Annotated in this window: 11 protein-coding genes; 7 read left to right on the top strand and 4 right to left on the bottom strand. The window is 67.0% G+C overall.

Features of this window, described 5'->3' with window-relative positions; all coding sequences use genetic code 11:
- Positions 1-67: 67 nt before the first annotated feature.
- Positions 68-1,087 (top strand): HTH-type transcriptional regulator GntR, encoded by a 1,020-nt coding sequence (gene gntR, locus AB5S05_RS19590; RefSeq protein WP_369289207.1) that lies wholly within the window; start codon positions 68-70, stop codon positions 1,085-1,087.
- 57 nt (positions 1,088-1,144) lie between these two features.
- Here the strand turns inward: gntR and AB5S05_RS19585 are convergent, their stop codons facing one another.
- A complete protein-coding gene (locus AB5S05_RS19585) occupies positions 1,145-2,077 on the bottom strand; it encodes a LysR family transcriptional regulator (protein ID WP_369289206.1) in 933 nt (310 codons plus the stop codon).
- Positions 2,078-2,237: 160 nt separating this feature from the next.
- On the opposite strand from AB5S05_RS19585, the gene AB5S05_RS19580 reads away from it, so the two are divergent.
- Positions 2,238-3,446 (top strand): acyl-CoA dehydrogenase, encoded by a 1,209-nt coding sequence (locus AB5S05_RS19580; RefSeq protein WP_369289205.1) that lies wholly within the window; start codon positions 2,238-2,240, stop codon positions 3,444-3,446.
- A 171-nt stretch (positions 3,447-3,617) separates the two neighbouring features.
- Positions 3,618-6,878, top strand: a complete 3,261-nt coding sequence (locus AB5S05_RS19575; RefSeq protein WP_369289204.1) for a DUF1631 family protein — start codon at positions 3,618-3,620, stop codon at positions 6,876-6,878.
- A gap of 33 nt (positions 6,879-6,911) precedes the next feature.
- Here the strand turns inward: AB5S05_RS19575 and AB5S05_RS19570 are convergent, their stop codons facing one another.
- The 3 genes from AB5S05_RS19570 to xthA form a co-directional block, all read right to left on the bottom strand.
- Entirely contained in the window at positions 6,912-7,097 is a 186-nt protein-coding gene (locus AB5S05_RS19570; RefSeq protein WP_369289203.1) for a hypothetical protein, read from the bottom strand.
- 159 nt (positions 7,098-7,256) lie between these two features.
- The gene (locus AB5S05_RS19565; protein ID WP_369289202.1) at positions 7,257-8,594 is read right to left on the bottom strand and encodes a substrate-binding domain-containing protein; all 1,338 of its coding nucleotides are present in this window, start codon (positions 8,592-8,594) and stop codon (positions 7,257-7,259) included.
- A gap of 137 nt (positions 8,595-8,731) precedes the next feature.
- Positions 8,732-9,544, bottom strand: coding sequence for an exodeoxyribonuclease III (gene xthA, locus AB5S05_RS19560; RefSeq protein ID WP_369289201.1), 813 nt, complete (start codon positions 9,542-9,544; stop codon positions 8,732-8,734).
- Positions 9,545-9,703: 159 nt separating this feature from the next.
- Here xthA and AB5S05_RS19555 point away from each other — a divergent pair, with 159 nt between their 5' ends.
- The 4 genes from AB5S05_RS19555 (at position 9,704) to AB5S05_RS19540 (ending at position 17,551) form a co-directional block, all read left to right on the top strand.
- Positions 9,704-10,345, top strand: coding sequence for a GNAT family N-acetyltransferase (locus tag AB5S05_RS19555; RefSeq protein WP_369289200.1), 642 nt, complete (start codon positions 9,704-9,706; stop codon positions 10,343-10,345).
- Positions 10,346-10,445: 100 nt separating this feature from the next.
- Positions 10,446-12,170, top strand: a complete 1,725-nt coding sequence (locus AB5S05_RS19550; protein ID WP_369289199.1) for an autotransporter assembly complex protein TamA — start codon at positions 10,446-10,448, stop codon at positions 12,168-12,170.
- Complete coding sequence (locus AB5S05_RS19545; protein WP_369289198.1) at positions 12,167-15,835, top strand: translocation/assembly module TamB domain-containing protein; 3,669 nt, start codon at positions 12,167-12,169, stop codon at positions 15,833-15,835. Before AB5S05_RS19550 ends, AB5S05_RS19545 begins: the two co-directional genes overlap by 4 nt.
- A 339-nt stretch (positions 15,836-16,174) precedes the next feature.
- Positions 16,175-17,551 (top strand): alanine/glycine:cation symporter family protein, encoded by a 1,377-nt coding sequence (locus tag AB5S05_RS19540; protein ID WP_369289197.1) that lies wholly within the window; start codon positions 16,175-16,177, stop codon positions 17,549-17,551.
- Positions 17,552-17,757 lie beyond the last annotated feature (206 nt).

Below are 17,757 nucleotides of genomic sequence, written 5' to 3'. Positions count from 1 at the left end.
GCCCAGGGCGGCGTACCCCGCTTTTTTATCCCTGCTAGACTCGCCCGCTGCCAGTCATGGAGTCGTTATGAGCCAACGCCGTCGTCGCAGTGCCGAACGCGTCACCCTGTCCGATGTGGCCGCGGCCGCCGGCTGCTCGCTGATGTCCGCCTCGCGCGCGTTGTCGCAGCCGGAGATGGTTTCCGATGCGCTGCGCGAGCAGGTGATGCAGGCGGTCAAGCGGCTCGGCTATGTGCCGCATTCGGCGGCCCGGGCGCTGGCCAGCTCGCGCTCCAACCTGGTCGCGGTGATCATTCCCTCGCTGTCCAACGCAGTGTTCGTCGACACCGCCGAGGCGATCCAGCGGGTGCTGATGCCGGCCGGCTTCGAGATGATGCTCGGGGTCAGCCACTACCGCGCCGAGGAGGACGAACGGCTGCTGCGCGCCTACCTGGCGCACCAGCCGGCTGGCCTGCTGCTCACCGGCTTCGAGCGCAGCGACGCGGCGCGGGAAATCCTCGGCGGCTACCGCGGGCCGATCGTCAGCATGATGGAGCTGAGCGACGCGGCGGACGACTACTGCGTCGGCTTCTCCCAGCAGGAGGCGGGGGCGGCCATGACCCGGGCGCTGATCGCGCGCGGCTACCGGCGGATTGCCTTCGTCGCCGCCCAGCTCGATCCGCGTACCCTGCAACGGGCCGAGGGCTATCGCCAGGCAATGCGTGCGGCGGGGCGCCACGATCCGGCGCTGGAGCTGCTGACCCCGGAGCGCTCCTCCATCGGCCTGGGCGCCGGCCTGCTCGACCGCCTGCTGGCGCAGCAGCCGCAGACCGATGCGGTGTTCTTCAACAACGACGACCTGGCCATGGGCGCACTGTTTCGCGCCCGCCAGCTCGGCCTCGAGGTGCCCGGGCGGCTGGCCATTGCCGGCTTCAACGACCTGCCGGCCGCCGCCTGGGTGCACCCGGCGCTGACCACGGTGCGCACCATTCGCGGCCAGGTTGGCGAGCTGGCCGCGCAGATGCTGATGAGCCTGATGCGTGGCGAGCAACCGCCGAGCCACCGGATCGACGTCGGCTTCGAGGTGGTGCTGCGCGACAGCGCCTGAGCCGGTGGTTGCATGAAAAAGCCCCGCCATGCGGGGCTTTTTTTGTGTGGCAGGAAGTCAAGTGCTGGCGGCGTCCAGCTTCTTCTCTTGAGCGGTGACCTGCTGGCAGATCTCGATGATCTGCTCGCGCATCCAGCGGTTGGCCGGGTCCTGATCGGTGCTCTCGTGCCAGTACAGGTGGACTTCCTGGATCGGCACGTCCTTCACCGGCAGCTCGACGTAATGCAGGTCGTTGCGCCGGGCGAAGCGGTCCGACACGGTCATCGCCATGTCGGTCTGCTGCATCACCATGGTGGCCATCAGGTAGTGCTGCGAGCGCAGGGCGATCTTGCGCTGGATGCCCATCTTGCCCAGGGCCAGGTCGACATAGCCCAGGCCGCTGCGGCGGCTGGAGATATGGATATGGGTCAGCGACAGGTACTCGTCCAGGCTGATCTTGTCCTTGGCCAGCGGGTGGCCCTTGCGCAGGGCACAGACGTAGCGGTCCTCCATCAATTTGACGTGGCGCACCTGCGGGTCGATGTTGAGCGGCGCGTCCACGGCGAAGTCCAGGCGCCCGGCGGCCAGTTCCTTGGTGGTCTCGCGTCGGCGCGCCAGCATGCTCTCGATCACCAGCTGCGGCGCCAGGCGACGCAGGCGCTGGAACAGCGGCGGCAGGATCACCGCCTCGGAAAGGTCGGTCATGCTGATGCGGTAGGTCTTGTTGGCCTGGGCTGGATTGAAGGTGCGGCTCTCCTGCACCGAGATGCGCAGCTGCTGCAGGGCGTTGCGCACCGGGCCGATGATGTTCTGCGCCATGGGCGTGGGCACCATGCCCTGGGCAGTGCGCACGAACAGCGGGTCGTTGAAGGTTTCGCGCAGGCGGGCCAGGGCGTTGGATACCGCCGGCTGGGTGATGCCGACGATCTGCCCGGCGCGGGTCAGGTTGGCCTCGGTGTAGATGGCATCGAAGACGATAAAGAGGTTGAGATCGACCTTGTTCAGATTCATTGCACAGGGGCTCCGAGGGTTTTCGGTATCAGCGGATCATATATCGGTGATGAATGTTTATACACGATGAAAATAGCTTAGATAAATCTTTATCCCTGCTCTAGCATCATTTCCACAGCGCAACACACCTCACCAAACACACCCGCAGAAGGTAGCTCCCATGGATTTCGCCTACTCCCCCAAGGTCCAGCAACTGCGTGAACGCGTCACCGCGTTCATGGAGGCCCACGTCTATCCGGCCGAGGCCGTTTTCGAGCAGCAGGTCAACGAGGGCGACCGCTGGCAGCCCACCGCGATCATGGAAGAGCTGAAGACCAAGGCCAAGGCCGAGGGGCTGTGGAACCTGTTCCTGCCGGAATCCGAACTGGGCGCCGGCCTGACCAACACCGAGTACGCGCCGCTGGCGGAGATCATGGGCAGCTCGCTGATCGGCGCCGAACCCTTCAACTGCGCCGCCCCGGACACCGGAAACATGGAAGTACTGGTGCGCTACGCCAACGAGGTGCAGAAGGAACAGTGGCTCAAGCCGCTGCTCAGTGGCGAGATCCGCTCGGCCTTCGCCATGACCGAGCCAGGCGTGGCCTCCAGTGACGCCACCAACATGGAAGCCCGTGCCGTGCGCGAGGGCGACGAGTGGGTGATCAACGGCCGCAAGTGGTGGACCTCTGGCGCCTGCGACCCGCGTTGCAAGATCATGATCTTCATGGGCCTGACCAACCCCGACGCGCCGCGTCACCAGCAACACTCGATGATCCTGGTGCCGATGGACGCTCCGGGGGTCAAGGTGCTGCGTCCGCTGCCGGTGTTCGGCTACGACGACGCCCCGCACGGCCATGCCGAGGTGCTGTTCGAGAACGTACGGGTGCCCTACGAGAACGTGCTGCTCGGTGAGGGCCGCGGCTTCGAGATCGCCCAGGGGCGCCTCGGCCCGGGCCGCATCCACCACTGCATGCGCTCGATCGGCATGGCCGAACGCGCCCTCAAGCTGATGTGCGAGCGTTCGATCAGCCGCACCGCCTTCGGCAAGCCGCTGGCGCGACTGGGTGGCAACATCGACCACATCGCCGACTCGCGCATGGAAATCAACATGGCGCGCCTGCTGACCCTCAATGCCGCCTACATGATGGATACCGTGGGCAACAAGATCGCCGCCAGCGAGATCGCCCAGATCAAGGTGGTGGCGCCGAATGTCGCGCTCAAGGTGATCGACCGGGCCATCCAGATCCACGGCGGTGCCGGGGTCTCCAACGACTTCCCGCTGGCCTACTGGTACGCCATGCAGCGCACCCTGCGCCTGGCCGACGGCCCGGACGAGGTGCACCGCGCCGCCATCGGCAAGTTCGAGATCGGCAAATACATGGCCAGATAGCGCCATTGCGGCGCTCGCGCCGTGCCCGAGCCGTGCAAGCAAGCCCGCCGACTGTGCGGGCTTGTTCGTTTTCAGTGCGCGATACGACCAGTGGAGGCCTGTTCAGGGGCGTGCGGCCGTCTATAGTGAGAGGGCCGCAGTCGAACAGCACAGGACGTTGGGGGATGAGGGATGCAGGCGCAGCAACGCATACCCGTAGTGGATACCCTTTGCCAAGCGGTCAGCGCTCATCTGGTTCCTTGTCTGGAAGCCTTGATGGATGCCACGACCCTGGCGCTCAATGAACAGCGCCTGTTGGCGCGCACCAACAGCGAGGCCCAGGGCTGCGAGGATTTCCTGCGGCTGTGCCGGGGGCAGCGGGATCGAGCCATCGTCGAGACCATCGACACCATTCGCGGCCTGCTGCCCGTCGGCATCATCGAGCAGGCCAAGGCCCCGAGCGATGCCGACCAGTGGCAACTGGTCGATGACGACGAAGTGGACGAGATGCTCGAGGCGCGGCGCCTGGTGCGTCAGTTGCGAGAGTCCCTGGGGGTACAGGAGTGGCGCAGTTGCGCCAGGCTCAATGCGGTGACGGGCGCAGAGGCCAGGGATCGCGAGAGTCCGTTATCGCTCGAGTTCCTGGTGCGCACCCTGCAGGCAAAACTGCAGCTGCGCGAGCTGCTCCCAGCGGTGCGCGAGGTGTTCTACGGCGCCGCCGCGCGCGTGCTGGCGAACGACCTGAAAGCCTACTATGAGCAGCTGGAGGCGGTCTTCGATCAGTTTCACGTCGAGCCCCGAATCGAGCCGGTGGCGCTACCGCTGCGCGAGGTGCGCCGGCGCCCCTCGGCCCCGGCCCCCGATGCACCCTATCGGGCGCTCGAGCAGTTGCGTGCGGTCGGTGCCACGCCTGCAGAAGAAGCGCAGGCCCCGGTCGGCGAAGATTCTGCCGCTGCGCAGCCTCAGGCGGCCGATGCGGCCGTGCTGCACGAGGCCCTGGCCAAGCTGCAGCGACTGCCGGCACCCGAGCAAGGCTGGTCGGCGGAGGGCTTTGTCGAGGCGCTCAAGCAGTCCGGGGCCGAACTCTCGCCCCGGCAAAGCGCCGACGCCGGGGTGGTGGCCGAGCTGTTCCAGCATGTCGACCACGAGGCACTGATCGCCAGCGACATCAAGCCGGCGTTGCGCCAGCTCATGTTGCCGGTCGCCCAGGCGGCGCTGCTCGACCCGGCCGCCTTTGCCGACTCGACGCATCCGGTACGCGCGACCCTGGACAAGCTGATGCAGCTCTGCGATATCGCCGAGCCAGCCAACCAGGTGCTGGAGGGCCGCATACGGCAATTGATCGATGCGATCGTCGCCGACTACGACGGCGACAGTGCGGTGTTCCAGCGCTTCGACCAGGAACTCGAGCAATTGCTGGCCACCCAACGGCGCGCCTATAGCAACAATGCCGCGCGCGTGCGCCAGTACGTGCGCGGGCGCGATGTGCTGGAGCAGGCTCGCCAGCAGGTGGCGCGCGAGCTGGCCAGACTGTTCGGTCCACGGGCCCCCAAGGTGCTGCTCGACTGGCTGGATGTCGGCTGGCGCGAGCTGCTGGTGCACGAACTGATTCGCCAGGGCGAAGAGAGCTTCGAGTGGCTGGATGACCTGGCTGTGCTGCGCCAGCTCAAGGGCTGGCTGCAGGACGAGGTGGAGGACTGGGATTACGGGGCCTGCCGGATCGAGCGTGGCTTCGAGACCGAACCGGTTCTGCAACTGCTGCGCAAGCGCATGGAGTCCTTTTTGCCGGGCCAGTTCCGCCATGCCGAGGTGTTGAAGGAGTTGCAGCAGCAGCTGCTGGGCGAGCATCCGGTCGAGTTCGTCGATCTGCCGCCGCCTGCGCCGGCGCCCCCGGCCTGCAACTGGTCGCCGGCCCAGCAGCGTTGGCGCGAACGGGTGGAGGAGCTCAACGTCGGCGACTGGCTGACCACCGAGCAGGGCGACTACCTGCAGCTGGTCTGGGCCAACCCTGATACCGACCACTACGTTCTGGTCGACCGCCAGGGCCGCGAGAGCGGCAGCTTCAATAGCCTAGAGCTGATGGACAGGTTCGCCGCCGGCTGGCTGGCCGCGTCGGCGCCCGATGCCCACGGCCAGGGGGTCATTCAGAAACACCTGGAGGACATCGTCGGCAAGCTGTATCGGGACATCGCCCATGTGCGCAGTCACGACGAACTGACCGGCCTGCTCAATCGACGCAGCTTCGAGGCGACTATCGCCCAGGCCTTGGCCGCCGATGCGCCGAGTGCCTTCCTTTATGGCCACATCGACCAGTTCGGCTTGCTCAACTCGCGCCTGGGCCACCTGGCCGGCGACGCCTACCTCAAGCAGCTCGCCGGCTTGCTGGCCGAGCGGCTGCCGGCGACGGCAACCCTGGCGCGCATCGGTGGCGCCGATTTTGCGGTGGCCTTGGCCGGGGCCGGCGAGGCGCAAGCCTGCCAGTTGGCCGAGGAGCTGCGGGCGACCACCGAGAGCCACCAGTTCGAATGGGCCGGGCATCTGCACAGTGCCACCATGAGCCTGGGCGTGGTGCCGATGAGCGAGCGGCACGATGTGGTCAACCTGCTTCGTGACATGCAGACGGCCTGCTCCACGGCGCGTAACTCCGGGCGCAACTGCGTGCATGTCTACGCCGACGAGATCGATGGGGCGCATACCGGGTTGATGGCGATCGCCGGCCGCGTCGACGATGTCATCGAGCAGGGTGAGCTGAGCTTGCGTGTGCAGCAGATCGCCCCGGCGCCGCTGGACCACGACCAGCTGCCCCATTACGAGGTGCTGCTGGTCATGCAGAACGATATCAGCCTGCAGGACTTCATCACGGCCGCCGAGCGCTACGGGCGCATGACCAAGGTCGATCGCTGGGTGCTCAACCGGATATTCGGCGAGTTGGCCGACCACCCGAATTTCTGGACGCGCGCCAGTGGGGTGTCGATCAACCTGTCGGGCAGCAGCCTGAATGACGACAAGCTGCTGCACTATATCGAATCGCTGTTCGAGCACTACGCGGTGCCCCCGGAGAAGATCTGCTTCGAGTTGACCGAGACGGCCGCGGTGGCCAACCTGACCAAGACGGCGGATCTGGTGCGGCATCTGCAGAAGTGGGGCTGTACCTTCTCCATCGACGACTTCGGTACCGGCTTCTCGTCCTATGAATACCTCAAGCGGTTGCCGGTGGACTTCGTCAAGATCGACGGCAGCTTCGTCAAGGAGATCGAGCGCTCGCCCAGCGACCTGGCCATGGTCAAGTCGATCAATGAGATCGCTCACCTGTTGGGGCGCAGAACCATCGCCGAGTATGTCGAGACCGTCAGCATCCGCGAGGTGCTGGTCGAACTGGGGGTCGATTTCGTCCAGGGCTACGGAGTCGAGCATCCACGCCCGCTGCGCGACTGCCTGGACGAGTGCCGGTAGGCCCGCCAGCCGCGCGTGATGGCGGCGCGCAGCTCAGCGAGGCTGCCTGTCGCCGGTTTCGCTGTCGGCGAGACTGCTGAGCCAGAGCAGGCGCTGATGCAGCTGGGCAGCGAAGGCGCGTGCCGCCAGTTCTTCGTGGAAGGTCACCCCACGCGGCCCGGCGCGCACCCGCCAGAGCCGTTGCCCGCGACGTTGCAGGGTTTCGATCGTAATGTCCATTGCACTCCCCTAGGGCCGACTGCGCGGGGTGCGAGACAGCAAAGCCGCAGCCGCCGGCAATTGGCCTAAAGGGTACGCCATGACAGCTGCCGAAGCGAATACTGGCCGGTCGATTCAGGGCCCGTGCCGCCGCGGGCGCGGCGCCTGCGCCTGACCGGGTCAATACACCCAGACTTCGACGCGGCGGTTCTTGATGCGTCCCTCGTCGCCATCGTTGGCGGCGACCGGCAGCTCGTCGCCCAGGCCGGTGATCGCGCGGAACATCACGCCCTGGCGGGCCAGCTCGCGACGCACCGCCATGGCGCGCAGCTTGGACAGCAGTTGGGCGCGGGCCGGATCGGCCTTGGGGTCGCCGAAACCGACCAGCACCACCTTGTGCCGCAGCTTGTCGTGGGCCTGGAGGAAGCTCAGCACGCGCTCGATGTCGCGCAGGGCCTTGTTGTCGAGGCTGGCGCTGCCTTCCTGGAAGCGAAAGTTCACCGACAGGCGCTGGGCCTCCCGCGCCAGCGTCTGGTAGGCCGTGGGCATGGCGCCGTCCGGGGTTACGCTGACCGCCTGCACGGTCTGCGCGATAAACCCGTTCTGCGCCACTATCGCCTGCCCGCGGGGGCTGTGGGCGAAGCGCACCAACGCCTGGGCCCAGGGGTTCTTCAGCTCTTGCTGGTTGTACAGGAACAACCGGCGCGACAGCGGATAGTCCTCGGTCGCGATCAGGGTCACGCTCGGCGGCATCGGCCGCGAATCGCCGGCGGCGATGGCCACGGCCTTGGCCTGGCGGATATAGGGCAGGCCGATAAAGCCGATGCCCTGCGGGTCCTGGCTGACCAGGTCGGAGAGTCTGTCGCTGGATTCGAAGCGCCGGGCACCGGCCGCCAGGGACCTGCCATTGGCGCTCAATACCAGTTCCTTGAAGGTGTCATAGGTGCCCGAGTTGTCGTCCCGGGCATACAGGTTGATAGGGCCTGGCCGGCCGCCCAGCTCTGCCCAGTCCTGCAGTTCACCGGCGAATATCCGTGCCAGCTGGTCGGTGCGCAGGGCAGCGACCGGGTTGCTCGGGTGGATGATGATCGCCAGGCCATCGATGGCGATGATCTGCTCGGCCGCGCGGCTTTTCATGTCGCCCAGGGCAGCCAGGGCCTGGGCCTCGCCGTCCTTGATCGGCCGGGAGGAGGCGGCCAGGTCGGCGCTGCCCGCTTGCAGGGCGGCAAAGCCGGTGCCCGAACCGTGGGCCGCCACCTCGATGCTCAGGCTGCGACCCTCGGCGCTCTTGCCGACGATCCGCTGCTCATTTTCTGCAGCGCCCGCCTGGCTGTGGATCGCGCTGAAGCCCTGTTCCTCGAGCAGCCCCCTGACCAGCGCCGGACCGAGCTTGGCGCCTATGGTGTTGGAGCCCTGGATGCGCAGGGCGCTGGCGCCGTCGGCGGGGATCGGCAGGGCGGCGGATGCCGACCAGGACAGGGCAGAGCAGATGAGACCGAGCAGCAGGGCGCGCGACATGCGGCAGACACCTTGTATGGAGGCTGAATGCCGCGACTATAAGACAGAAAGATGACTGAAATATGACATCCGCGGGCTGGGCCGTGGCTCTAGCCCGGGACTTCTGGTCGTGTGCGGCGCTGCCGCTGGCGGCCTGGCTACGCCAGTTCCAGCCAGATCGGTGCGTGGTCCGAGGGCTTGTCCATGCCGCGCAGTTCGTAGTCGATGCCGGCGTCCTTGAGGCGCGGCTGCAACGCCTTGGAGGCCAGGATCACGTCGATGCGCAGGCCGCGCTTGGGATCGTCTTCGAAGCCACGGCTGCGGTAGTCGAACCAGCTGAAGCGGTCATTCACCTGCGGGTTGAGCTGTCGGAAGCTATCGATCAGGCCCCAGTCCTTGAGGTTGGCCAGCCACTCGCGTTCCTCCGGCAGGAAGCTGCATTTGCCGGTGCGCAGCCAGCGCTTGCGGTTTTCCTCGCCGATGCCGATGTCGCAGTCTTCCGGCGAGATATTGATGTCGCCCATCACCACCAGTGCCTGCTCGGGTTGGAAGCGGCTAGCCAGCAACTGCTGCAGGTCCGCGTAGAAGCGCTGCTTGGCCGGGAACTTGATCGGGTGGGTGCGGCTTTCCCCCTGTGGAAAGTAGCCGTTCATCACGGTCACCGGCTGACCCTGGGCATCGGCGAAGGTGCCGTAGATGAAGCGTCGCTGGGACTCTTCGCCATCATCCGGGAAGCCCTTGTGCAGCTCCAGTGGCGCCTGGCGCGAGAGCAACGCCACCCCGTAGTGGCCTTTCTGGCCGTGGTAATGCACGTGATAGCCGAGCTGGCGGATGTCTGCCTCGGGAAACTGCTCATCGGCGACCTTGGTTTCCTGCAGGCCGATGATATCGGGCTGGTGCTTGTCGATCAGCGCCGCCAGCTGGTGGGGGCGGGCGCGCAGGCCGTTGATATTGAAGGAGACAATCTTCATGCGGGGGCAGATCCTGGGTTTTCTTCGGAGTAGCCTGGGATGCTAGCCCATCGGCGGGGCAACCCACCAGCGACCTGGCGGCCGGCGATCTGGCGAGCGCGGGAATGCGGTGCTAGGGTGGCTTTAGGCCAAATAGACAGACAACAGAGGTCCGCGCGCATGCCAAACAGTCCTGCTGAAATTCGTATGCTCGATGGGGGGTACGTACGCGAGGCACGCTCCCTGTTGTATCACGCCTACCGCCACGATCCGACCTTCGCCTACCTGTTCGAGGCCGAGCGGCCCGGTTACGACCAGCGTGTGCGCGCCACGGTGCGCGAGTTGGTGCTGCAGCATTTCAACGAAGAGCTGCCGGCGATCGGCCTGCTGATCGATGACCGGCTGATCGGCATGGCGCTGATCGCGCCGCCCCGGCGGCGCCTGGATATCACCGAGAGCTGGGGCTGGCGCATGCGCATGTTGCTGACCGCCGGCTTCCGTTGTACCAAACGCTACCTGGAATACCACGACGCGGTGCTTGCCTGCCTGCCGCCCGGGCCCTATCACGTGCTGCCGCTGCTCGGCGTACATCCCGAGTTTCAGGGCCAGCACCACGGCGAACAGCTGCTCGAGGCCCTGCACGACTGGTGCGCCGCCGATGCCAGTTCGCAGGGCGTGGTGCTGGACACCGGCAATGCACGCTACCTGGATTTCTACAAGCGCCAGGGCTATGAGGAAGTGGGCGAGGTGGCGGTCGGGCCGATCATCGAGCACGTGTTCTTTCATCCCAATCCGCAGCCGGTGGCCAAGGCCAGCGCCTGACCCCTGTCGCCAACGGCTTGCAACAAAGGGTAACGCTGTGGCCGGCGGCAAGGCGACGGCGGCTCTAGGCTGGGGCATGGCGCGTGCTAGCATTCGCTGCATGAGTCTGTTCAACAAGCTGTGCATCGGCCTGGCGATTGTTCTGTGCAGTGGTTCGCTGTTGGCCGAGGCGCGCCTGGAGGTCAGGGTGCAGCCGGCCAACAAGGCCCTGCGCAGCAATGTCGAGGGCTATATCGGCGCTCTCGGCGAACGCGACGCGCAGTCCCTGCAGCGCTTTCGCCGCTCGGCCGAGGCCCAGGCGCTCAAAGCCGCCCAGGCGCTGGGCTACTACCAGGCTCGAATCACTAGCGAAGTCATCGATCAGGACCCGCCCAGCCTGGTCATCCGCATCCAGCCTGGCGAGCCGGTACGCTTGCGCCAGGTGACCTTGCGGGTAGAAGGTCCGGCTCGGCAGCTGCAGGCCTTCGACCTCTCCGACAAGCGCCTGCGGCCGGGCGCGGTACTCAACCATGGGTATTACGAGGAGGCCAAGCGGCGCATTCAGAACCGCGCCTCGCGCTACGGCTTCTTTGCCGGTCACTTCAGTCGCCAGCGCCTGCGCATCGACCCGCGCGCCGGTTATGCCGATATCGAACTGGTGTATGTCAGTGGTCCGCGCTACCAGCTCGGCGCGGTGAGCTTCAGCGGCGATGCCCCCTTCGACGATGACCTCTTGCAGCGCATGGTGCCGTTCGCCACGGACGCCGCCTATGACGCGCAATTGATCGCCGAGCTCTATCAGGCGCTGCGCGCCAGTGGCTACTTCGAGTCGGTGCGGGTCGATGCCAATCCGGACGCCGCGGTCGACCAGCGCATTCCGGTCAAGGTCCAGCTGGTCGCGCGCAAGCCGCGCAGCCTGGGCCTCGGCCTGGGGTTCTCCACCGACGTCGGGCCGCGCGGGCGGGCCGACTGGACGCGCCACTGGGCCAATCCGCAGGGCCACAGCTATGGCGCGGAGATGGAGCTGTCGGCGCCGCGGCAGAATATCGGCCTGTGGTACGAGGTGCCGCGCGACCCGCCGCTGACCGACAAACTGCGCTACGTCGGCGGCTACCAATATGAAGAGCTGGCCGATACCGACAGCCTCAGTCGCCTGCTCAGCCTGGGACCGGAATGGCACAGCCAGCTGGACAATGGCTGGCAGCGGGTGATGTCGCTCAAGTGGCAGCGCGAGGAGTATCGCCTGGGCGATGATTCGGGACTCAGCACCCTGCTGATGCCGGGGATCAGCTTCGCCTATCTGCGCAGCGACAATCCGATCGATCCACGGCGCGGCTATCGCCTGCAGTTCGACCTGGCCGTGGCCAAGCGCGGGCTGCTGGCCGATGCCGACGTAGTCCACGGCAATGTACTGCTCAAGGGCCTGACTACCCTGGCCGGGAAGCACCGGCTGCTCGGTCGCCTGCAGTTTGGCGGCACCGAATCCAGCGGATTCGGCAGCGTGCCGCCGTCGCTGCGGTTCTTCGCCGGCGGCGATCAGAGCGTGCGCGGCTATGACTATCAGAGCCTGTCGCCGGAGAACGCCCAGGGCGACAAGGTCGGCGGCCACTACCTGTTCGCCGCCAGCGCCGAGTATCAGTACAACCTGACCGAGCGCTGGCGCCTGGCTACCTTTGTCGACCAGGGCAATGCCTTCAACTCGCTGAACCTGCCGACCCTGAAGAGTTCGGTCGGCCTGGGGCTGCGCTGGGTGTCGCCGGTGGGGCCGCTGCGCCTGGACCTGGCGCATCCGCTGGATGATCAGGGCGGTGTGCGCCTGCACTTCTCCATGGGGCCAGAACTGTGAGGCGGCTGCTCAAGCCGGGCCTGTACGGCCTGCTCGCGGTCCTGGCGGCACTGCTGTTGGCGCTGCTGTGGGTACTGGGCAGCGGCGGCGGCAGTCGCTGGGCCCTGGATCGGGTGCCGGGCCTGCAGGTGGAGGCGTTCAGCGGACGCCTGGGGGGCCAGTGGCAGGCCAGGCACCTAAGCTGGGCGCAGGGCGGTCGGCGGGTCGAGGTCGATGCGCCGTTGCTGGCCTGGTCTCCGAGCTGCCTACTGCGCCTGACCCTGTGTGTCGACAGGCTGCAGGCCGAACGGATCGACCTGACCCTGCCCACGGGGGCGCAGGCCGACCAGGCGCCGCTGCAGTTGCCGGCGCTGCAGCTGCCGCTGGCGGTCCGGCTCGGCGAGGCGCGCATCGACCGGCTGCGGGTCAATGGCGCCGAGCAGCTACAAGGCCTGCACCTGGCCGCCCACTGGGGCACCCAGGGGCTGCGTATCGACAGCCTGCGGGTGCGGCGCGAGGCGCTGAGTCTGGAGCTGCAGGGAAGCCTGCAGCCCAGCGGCCAGTGGCCGCTCAACGTTCGCGGCGAGTTGCAGCTGCCGGCCCCCGAACAACAGGAGTGGCGGCTGGCGGTGCGGGTCGAGGGTGACCTGCAGGGTAGCCTGAAGCTGACGGCAGACAGCAGCGGCTACCTGAAGGGGCGCCTGACCGGCGAGGTGCAGCCGCTGGCCGCCAACCTGCCGGCCCGCGCGCAGCTGGTGGCCGACGGCTTCAAGGCCAGCGGCGAACTGCCGGATACCCTGCGCCTGGATAGCGTCACGCTCAATGCCCGTGGCGACCTCGAGCAGGGCTATGCCCTGGACGGCAACGCCGAGCTGCCTGCCGCGGAGGGGGCGTTGCCGCTGCTGCTGCAGGGACGGGTGACCGGGCAGGGGGCCGAGATCACCCGGCTGAGCCTGAGCGCCGACGCCGAGCGGCGCCTGCAGCTCAGTGGCATCCTGGATTGGCGTGAGGGCTTCAGTGCCGATGGACGCCTGGAGTGGCAAGACTTTCCCTGGCAGCGGCTGTTGCCCATGGCCCAGGAGCAGCCCGTGGCATTGCGCCAGCTGAGCGCCGAACTGGCCTATGAGGGCGGCAACTACCTGGGCCACTTCAGCGCCGAACTGGAGGGGCCGGCCGGCGGCTTCAGTCTGGCCAGCCCGCTGAGCGGCGACCTGCAGCAGCTGTTCCTGCCCGAGCTGAAACTGCGCGCCGGCCAGGGCCGGGCCGATGGCCAGCTGAGCCTGGGTTTTGCCGATGGCCTGAGCTGGGATGCCCGCTTGCAACTGGGCGAACTCGATCCGGCCCACTGGCTGGCGCAACTGCCGGGGCGGCTGGGCGGCCCGCTGCGCAGTCAGGGCGAGCTGGTCCGCGGGCAATTGAGCCTGAACCTGGACGCCGATCTCGCCGGCCGCCTGCGTGGCCAGCCGGCCCGGCTGCAGGCCCAGGGCAGCGCAGCGGGCGAGCACTGGTCGTTGACCCGCCTCGACCTGCGCCTGGGCGATAACCGTATCGACGGCAGCGTCGAGTTGAAGCAACGGCTCGACGGCCGGTTGCGCATCGCCCTGGCGCGACTGGGGCAGCTCTGGCCCGATCTGCAGGGCCGGCTCGAGGGTCGGCTCGAGCTGGGCGGCACCCTGCAGGCGCCGCAGGGCCAGCTGCGCCTGCAGGGCCAGCGCCTGGCGCTGGCCGACCGGCGCGTGCAGGGGCTGCAACTCGATGCCCGCCTCGAGGATGGCCAGCGTGGACGCCTGCAGCTGGATGCGCAGGGTGTGGCCGTGGGCGATACCCAGTTCGGCCGCCTGAGCCTCGCCGGGCAGGGCGATCGGCATCGGCAGCGGCTGCAATTCGAGCTTGCTGGCCCCTTGCTGGAGAGCACCCTGGCCTTGCAGGGAAAGCTCGACAAGGGCATCTGGCGCGGGCAGCTCAGCCGGGGCGAGGTACAGTCTGGCGGCCAGGACTGGCGCTTGCAGGCGCCTGCCACGCTGGTGCGCCTGGCCGATGGCCGGCTCAGCCTCGGCGAGCATTGCTGGCGCGCCGGGCAGGCCAGCCTGTGCGGCGACGAGCAGCGCCTGCTACCCGAGCCCCGTCTGCGCATGCGCCTGGCCAATTTCCCGCTGGCCAGCCTCGGCCATTGGCTGCCCAGTGACTTTGCCTGGCAGGGCCGGCTCGATGCCGAGATCAGCCTCGACCTGCCGGCAAGCGGGCCCAAGGGCCAGGTCGTGGTGGATGCCGGCGCCGGAACCTGGCGCGTTCGCGAGCAGGATCAGTGGCTGGACTTCACCTACGACAGCCTGCGCTTGAGCAGTCAGCTCGGCGCTCAGCGCATCGATACCCAGCTGGATCTGCGCGCGCCGAAGATCGGTCAGTTGGCGCTGCAGGCGCAACTCGATCCGCGCCCGGCGAGCAAGCCGTTGAGCGGGACGTTTCGCCTCAGTGGGCTGGATCTGGCCCTGGCGCGACCCTTCTTGCCGACGCTCGAGCGCCTGGCCGGTCGCCTCGAGGGCAACGGCCGGCTCAGTGGCAGCCTGCTGGCGCCGCAAGTCGACGGCCGCCTGCAGCTGGTTGACGGGCACCTGTCTGGAGGTCGCTTGCCGAGCAGTTTCGAGGAGCTGCAGGTACAGGCGCTGATAGCCGGCGAGCGCTTGCAGCTCAGTGGCGACTGGCGCAGCGGCGAGCGGGGAAGGGGAAGGCTGAACGGCGAGCTGGCCTGGAGCGACGGCCTGCAGGCCGAGCTGAGGGTGCGCGTTAGTCGCCTGCCGGTCAATCTGGAGCCCTATGCCGAACTGGAAGTCGAGCCGGACCTGCAGTTGCGCCTGGCGGCCGATCAATTGTCGGTGACTGGCCGGGTCGGGATTCCGCGCGGCAAGATCGTGATTCGCGAGCTGCCGCCCGAGACCGTGCAGGTTTCCGATGATGCGGTCATCGTCGGTCGCCAGGCGCCGGCGTCAAAACCGCTGGCGATCGCCATGGACATCGATGTCGAGGTCGGCCAGGAGCGCTTGAGTTTCAACGGTTTTGGCCTGAAGGCCGATCTTGCCGGCGCCGTGCATATCGGCAACGACCTCGACACCCGCGGCGAGTTGAGCCTGAACAACGGCCGGTTTCGCGCCTATGGCCAGCGCCTGACCCTGCGTCGGGCGCGGCTGCTGTTCGCCGGGCCGATCGATCGGCCCTTCATCGATGTCGAGGCGATTCGCCGGGTCGATCAGGTGGTCGCCGGCCTGCGCCTGTCCGGCAGTGCCGACCAGCCGAAATCCGAGGTGTTCTCCGAGCCGGCCATGAGCCAGGAGCAGGCCCTGTCCTATCTGGTCTTGGGGCGTCCGTTGGGGCAGGGCAGTGGCGACAACAACCTGCTCGCCCAGGCGGCACTGGCCATGGGCCTGGCCGGCAGCGCGCCGCTGGCCGGCACCCTGGCCGAAGGCTTGGGTATCGAGGATTTTCGCCTGGACACCGAAGGCAGCGGGCTGACCACCAGTGTGGTGGCCAGCGGCAACCTGTCCGAGCGCCTGAGCTTGCGCTACGGCGTGGGCGTATTCGAGCCGGCGAACACCGTGGCGCTGCGCTACGAACTGGGCAAGCGGCTCTATCTCGAGGCCGCCAGTGGGCTGGCCAGCTCCCTGGACCTGTTCTATCGGCGCGACTTCTAGGCACCGCAATCCGTCCGCCGAGGTTGGGTCTGCGGTGATTGTCGAGTCGAGGTTTATGCGGTCAATCTGGCAAAATGTCGTTGTTAGATGATGTTATTCCTGTTTTTGCAGCACATAACACCTGATATTTCCTTTCCAAACAGTAAAAATCACTGATTTTATCTTCGTATACTGGCCGCCCTTGCGATCGGCCCTTGCCCGTTGCCGCTGCCTGGCTCTTCCAGGTGCTGCTGCAGATGAAGGTCGCTACGCAAGGGGGTGACGTGTACTGCCTACCCGGCGGTCGAGCATGCGAAGGGTACCCAACCTCGCGCCTACTACAAGAATAAGGAACCTCAGATGGAATCCATCAACACTCTGGTGAATCAACTCAACGGCCTGGTCTGGGGACCACCCATGCTGGTGGCGATCCTCGGCACCGGTCTGTTCCTCATGCTGCGCCTGAAATTCATGCCGCTGGCCAAGATAGGCGCCGGCTTTGCCCTGATGTGGCAGGGGCGCAAGAAGGACGACGAGGCCAGCGGCGAGATCAGCCCGTTCCAGGCGCTGATGACCTGCCTGGCCGCCACCGTGGGCACCGGCAATATCGCCGGGGTGGCCACCGCGATCTTCCTCGGCGGCCCCGGCGCGCTGTTCTGGATGTGGTGCACCGCCCTGGTCGGCATGGCCACCAAGTACTGCGAGGTGACCCTGGCGGTGCATTACCGCGAGAAGGATGATCGCGGCGAACACGTCGGCGGGCCGATGTACGCGATCAAGAACGGCCTGGGCCAGAAGTGGTTGTGGCTCGGCAGCGCCTTCGCCATCTTCGGCGGCCTGGCCGGTTTCGGCATCGGCAACATGGTCCAGGTCAACAGCATGGCCGCCGCCCTGGAAACCACCTTCGCCGTTCCGGCCTGGGCGACCGGCCTGGTCACCATGGTCGTGGTCGGCCTGGTCATCCTCGGCGGCATCCAGCGCATCGGCAAGGTCGCCGCGACCCTGGTGCCGTTCATGTGCGTGGCCTATATAGTCGCCGCCATCGTGGTGCTGGTGGTGCATGCCGATGCCATTCCGGCGGCGTTCGAGCTGATCTTCACCCATGCCTTCAGCCCGCTGGCCGCCACCGGTGGCTTTGCCGGCGCCGCGGTGATGGCGGCGATCCGCTTCGGCGTGGCCCGCGGCATCTTCTCCAACGAGGCGGGTCTGGGCACCGCCGGCATCGCCCAGGCGGCCGGCACCACCAACAGCGCGGTGCGCTCGGGCCTGATCGGCATGCTCGGCACCTTCATCGACACCCTGGTCATCTGCAGCCTGACCGGCCTGGCGATCATCGCCTCGGGCGCCTGGACCAGCGGCGCCAGTGGTGCCGCGCTGTCGGCGACGGCCTTCGAATCGGCCATGCCGGGCTACGGCGGCTCACTGCTGAGCATCGCCCTGGTGGTCTTCGCCTTCACCACCATCCTCGGCTGGAGCTACTTCGGCGAGAAGTGCTGGGAGTTCATGGTCGGCACCAAGGCCATCCTGCCGTTCCGCATCCTCTGGGTGCTGGCCGTACCCTTCGGCGCGGTGGCCCAGCTGGATTTCGCCTGGCTGCTGGCCGATACCCTCAACGGCCTGATGGCGCTGCCCAACCTGCTGTCTCTGCTGCTGCTCAGCCCGGTGGTGGTCAAGTTGACCCGCGAGCACTTCGCCCGCAAGAACCTTGCAGTGGGACGCGAGGCGCTGCAGCGCTGAGTCGGGTGAGCCCGAGGCGGGGTGCTGAGTCGCCCCGACCGCGGCCAGTTCGCCTGGACGCCGGTTATTTGCCGTAATGAAAAAGGCTATGTCCCAATGATGTGTTGCAAGAACTAATCTGAAAGGCAGGCATCCGCTCGGGAGGTCTGCCGCTCATGGATACTCAAGCCTTTCACCACTGGCTGGCTCAACTAGGCCAGCTCAGC

The organism is Pseudomonas zhanjiangensis, assembly GCF_041027545.1.
GTDB classification, from domain to species: domain Bacteria; phylum Pseudomonadota; class Gammaproteobacteria; order Pseudomonadales; family Pseudomonadaceae; genus Aquipseudomonas; species Aquipseudomonas zhanjiangensis.
Note: the sequence above shows the minus strand (reverse complement) of the source record. Positions and strands in the feature narration are given on the sequence as shown.

Excerpts from the sequence above, each read along its gene's own strand:
- AB5S05_RS19580 (WP_369289205.1), top strand. The coding sequence starts at position 2,238 with ATGGATTTCGCCTACTCCCCCAAGGTCCAGCAACTGCGTGAACGCGTC.
- AB5S05_RS19565 (WP_369289202.1), bottom strand. The coding sequence starts at position 8,594 with ATGTCGCGCGCCCTGCTGCTCGGTCTCATCTGCTCTGCCCTGTCCTGG.
- AB5S05_RS19555 (WP_369289200.1), top strand. The coding sequence starts at position 9,704 with ATGCCAAACAGTCCTGCTGAAATTCGTATGCTCGATGGGGGGTACGTA.
- AB5S05_RS19575 (WP_369289204.1), top strand. The coding sequence starts at position 3,618 with ATGCAGGCGCAGCAACGCATACCCGTAGTGGATACCCTTTGCCAAGCG.
- AB5S05_RS19585 (WP_369289206.1), bottom strand. The coding sequence starts at position 2,077 with ATGAATCTGAACAAGGTCGATCTCAACCTCTTTATCGTCTTCGATGCC.
- AB5S05_RS19550 (WP_369289199.1), top strand. The coding sequence starts at position 10,446 with ATGAGTCTGTTCAACAAGCTGTGCATCGGCCTGGCGATTGTTCTGTGC.
- AB5S05_RS19570 (WP_369289203.1), bottom strand. The coding sequence starts at position 7,097 with ATGGACATTACGATCGAAACCCTGCAACGTCGCGGGCAACGGCTCTGG.
- gntR (WP_369289207.1), top strand. The coding sequence starts at position 68 with ATGAGCCAACGCCGTCGTCGCAGTGCCGAACGCGTCACCCTGTCCGAT.
- AB5S05_RS19540 (WP_369289197.1), top strand. The coding sequence starts at position 16,175 with ATGGAATCCATCAACACTCTGGTGAATCAACTCAACGGCCTGGTCTGG.
- xthA (WP_369289201.1), bottom strand. The coding sequence starts at position 9,544 with ATGAAGATTGTCTCCTTCAATATCAACGGCCTGCGCGCCCGCCCCCAC.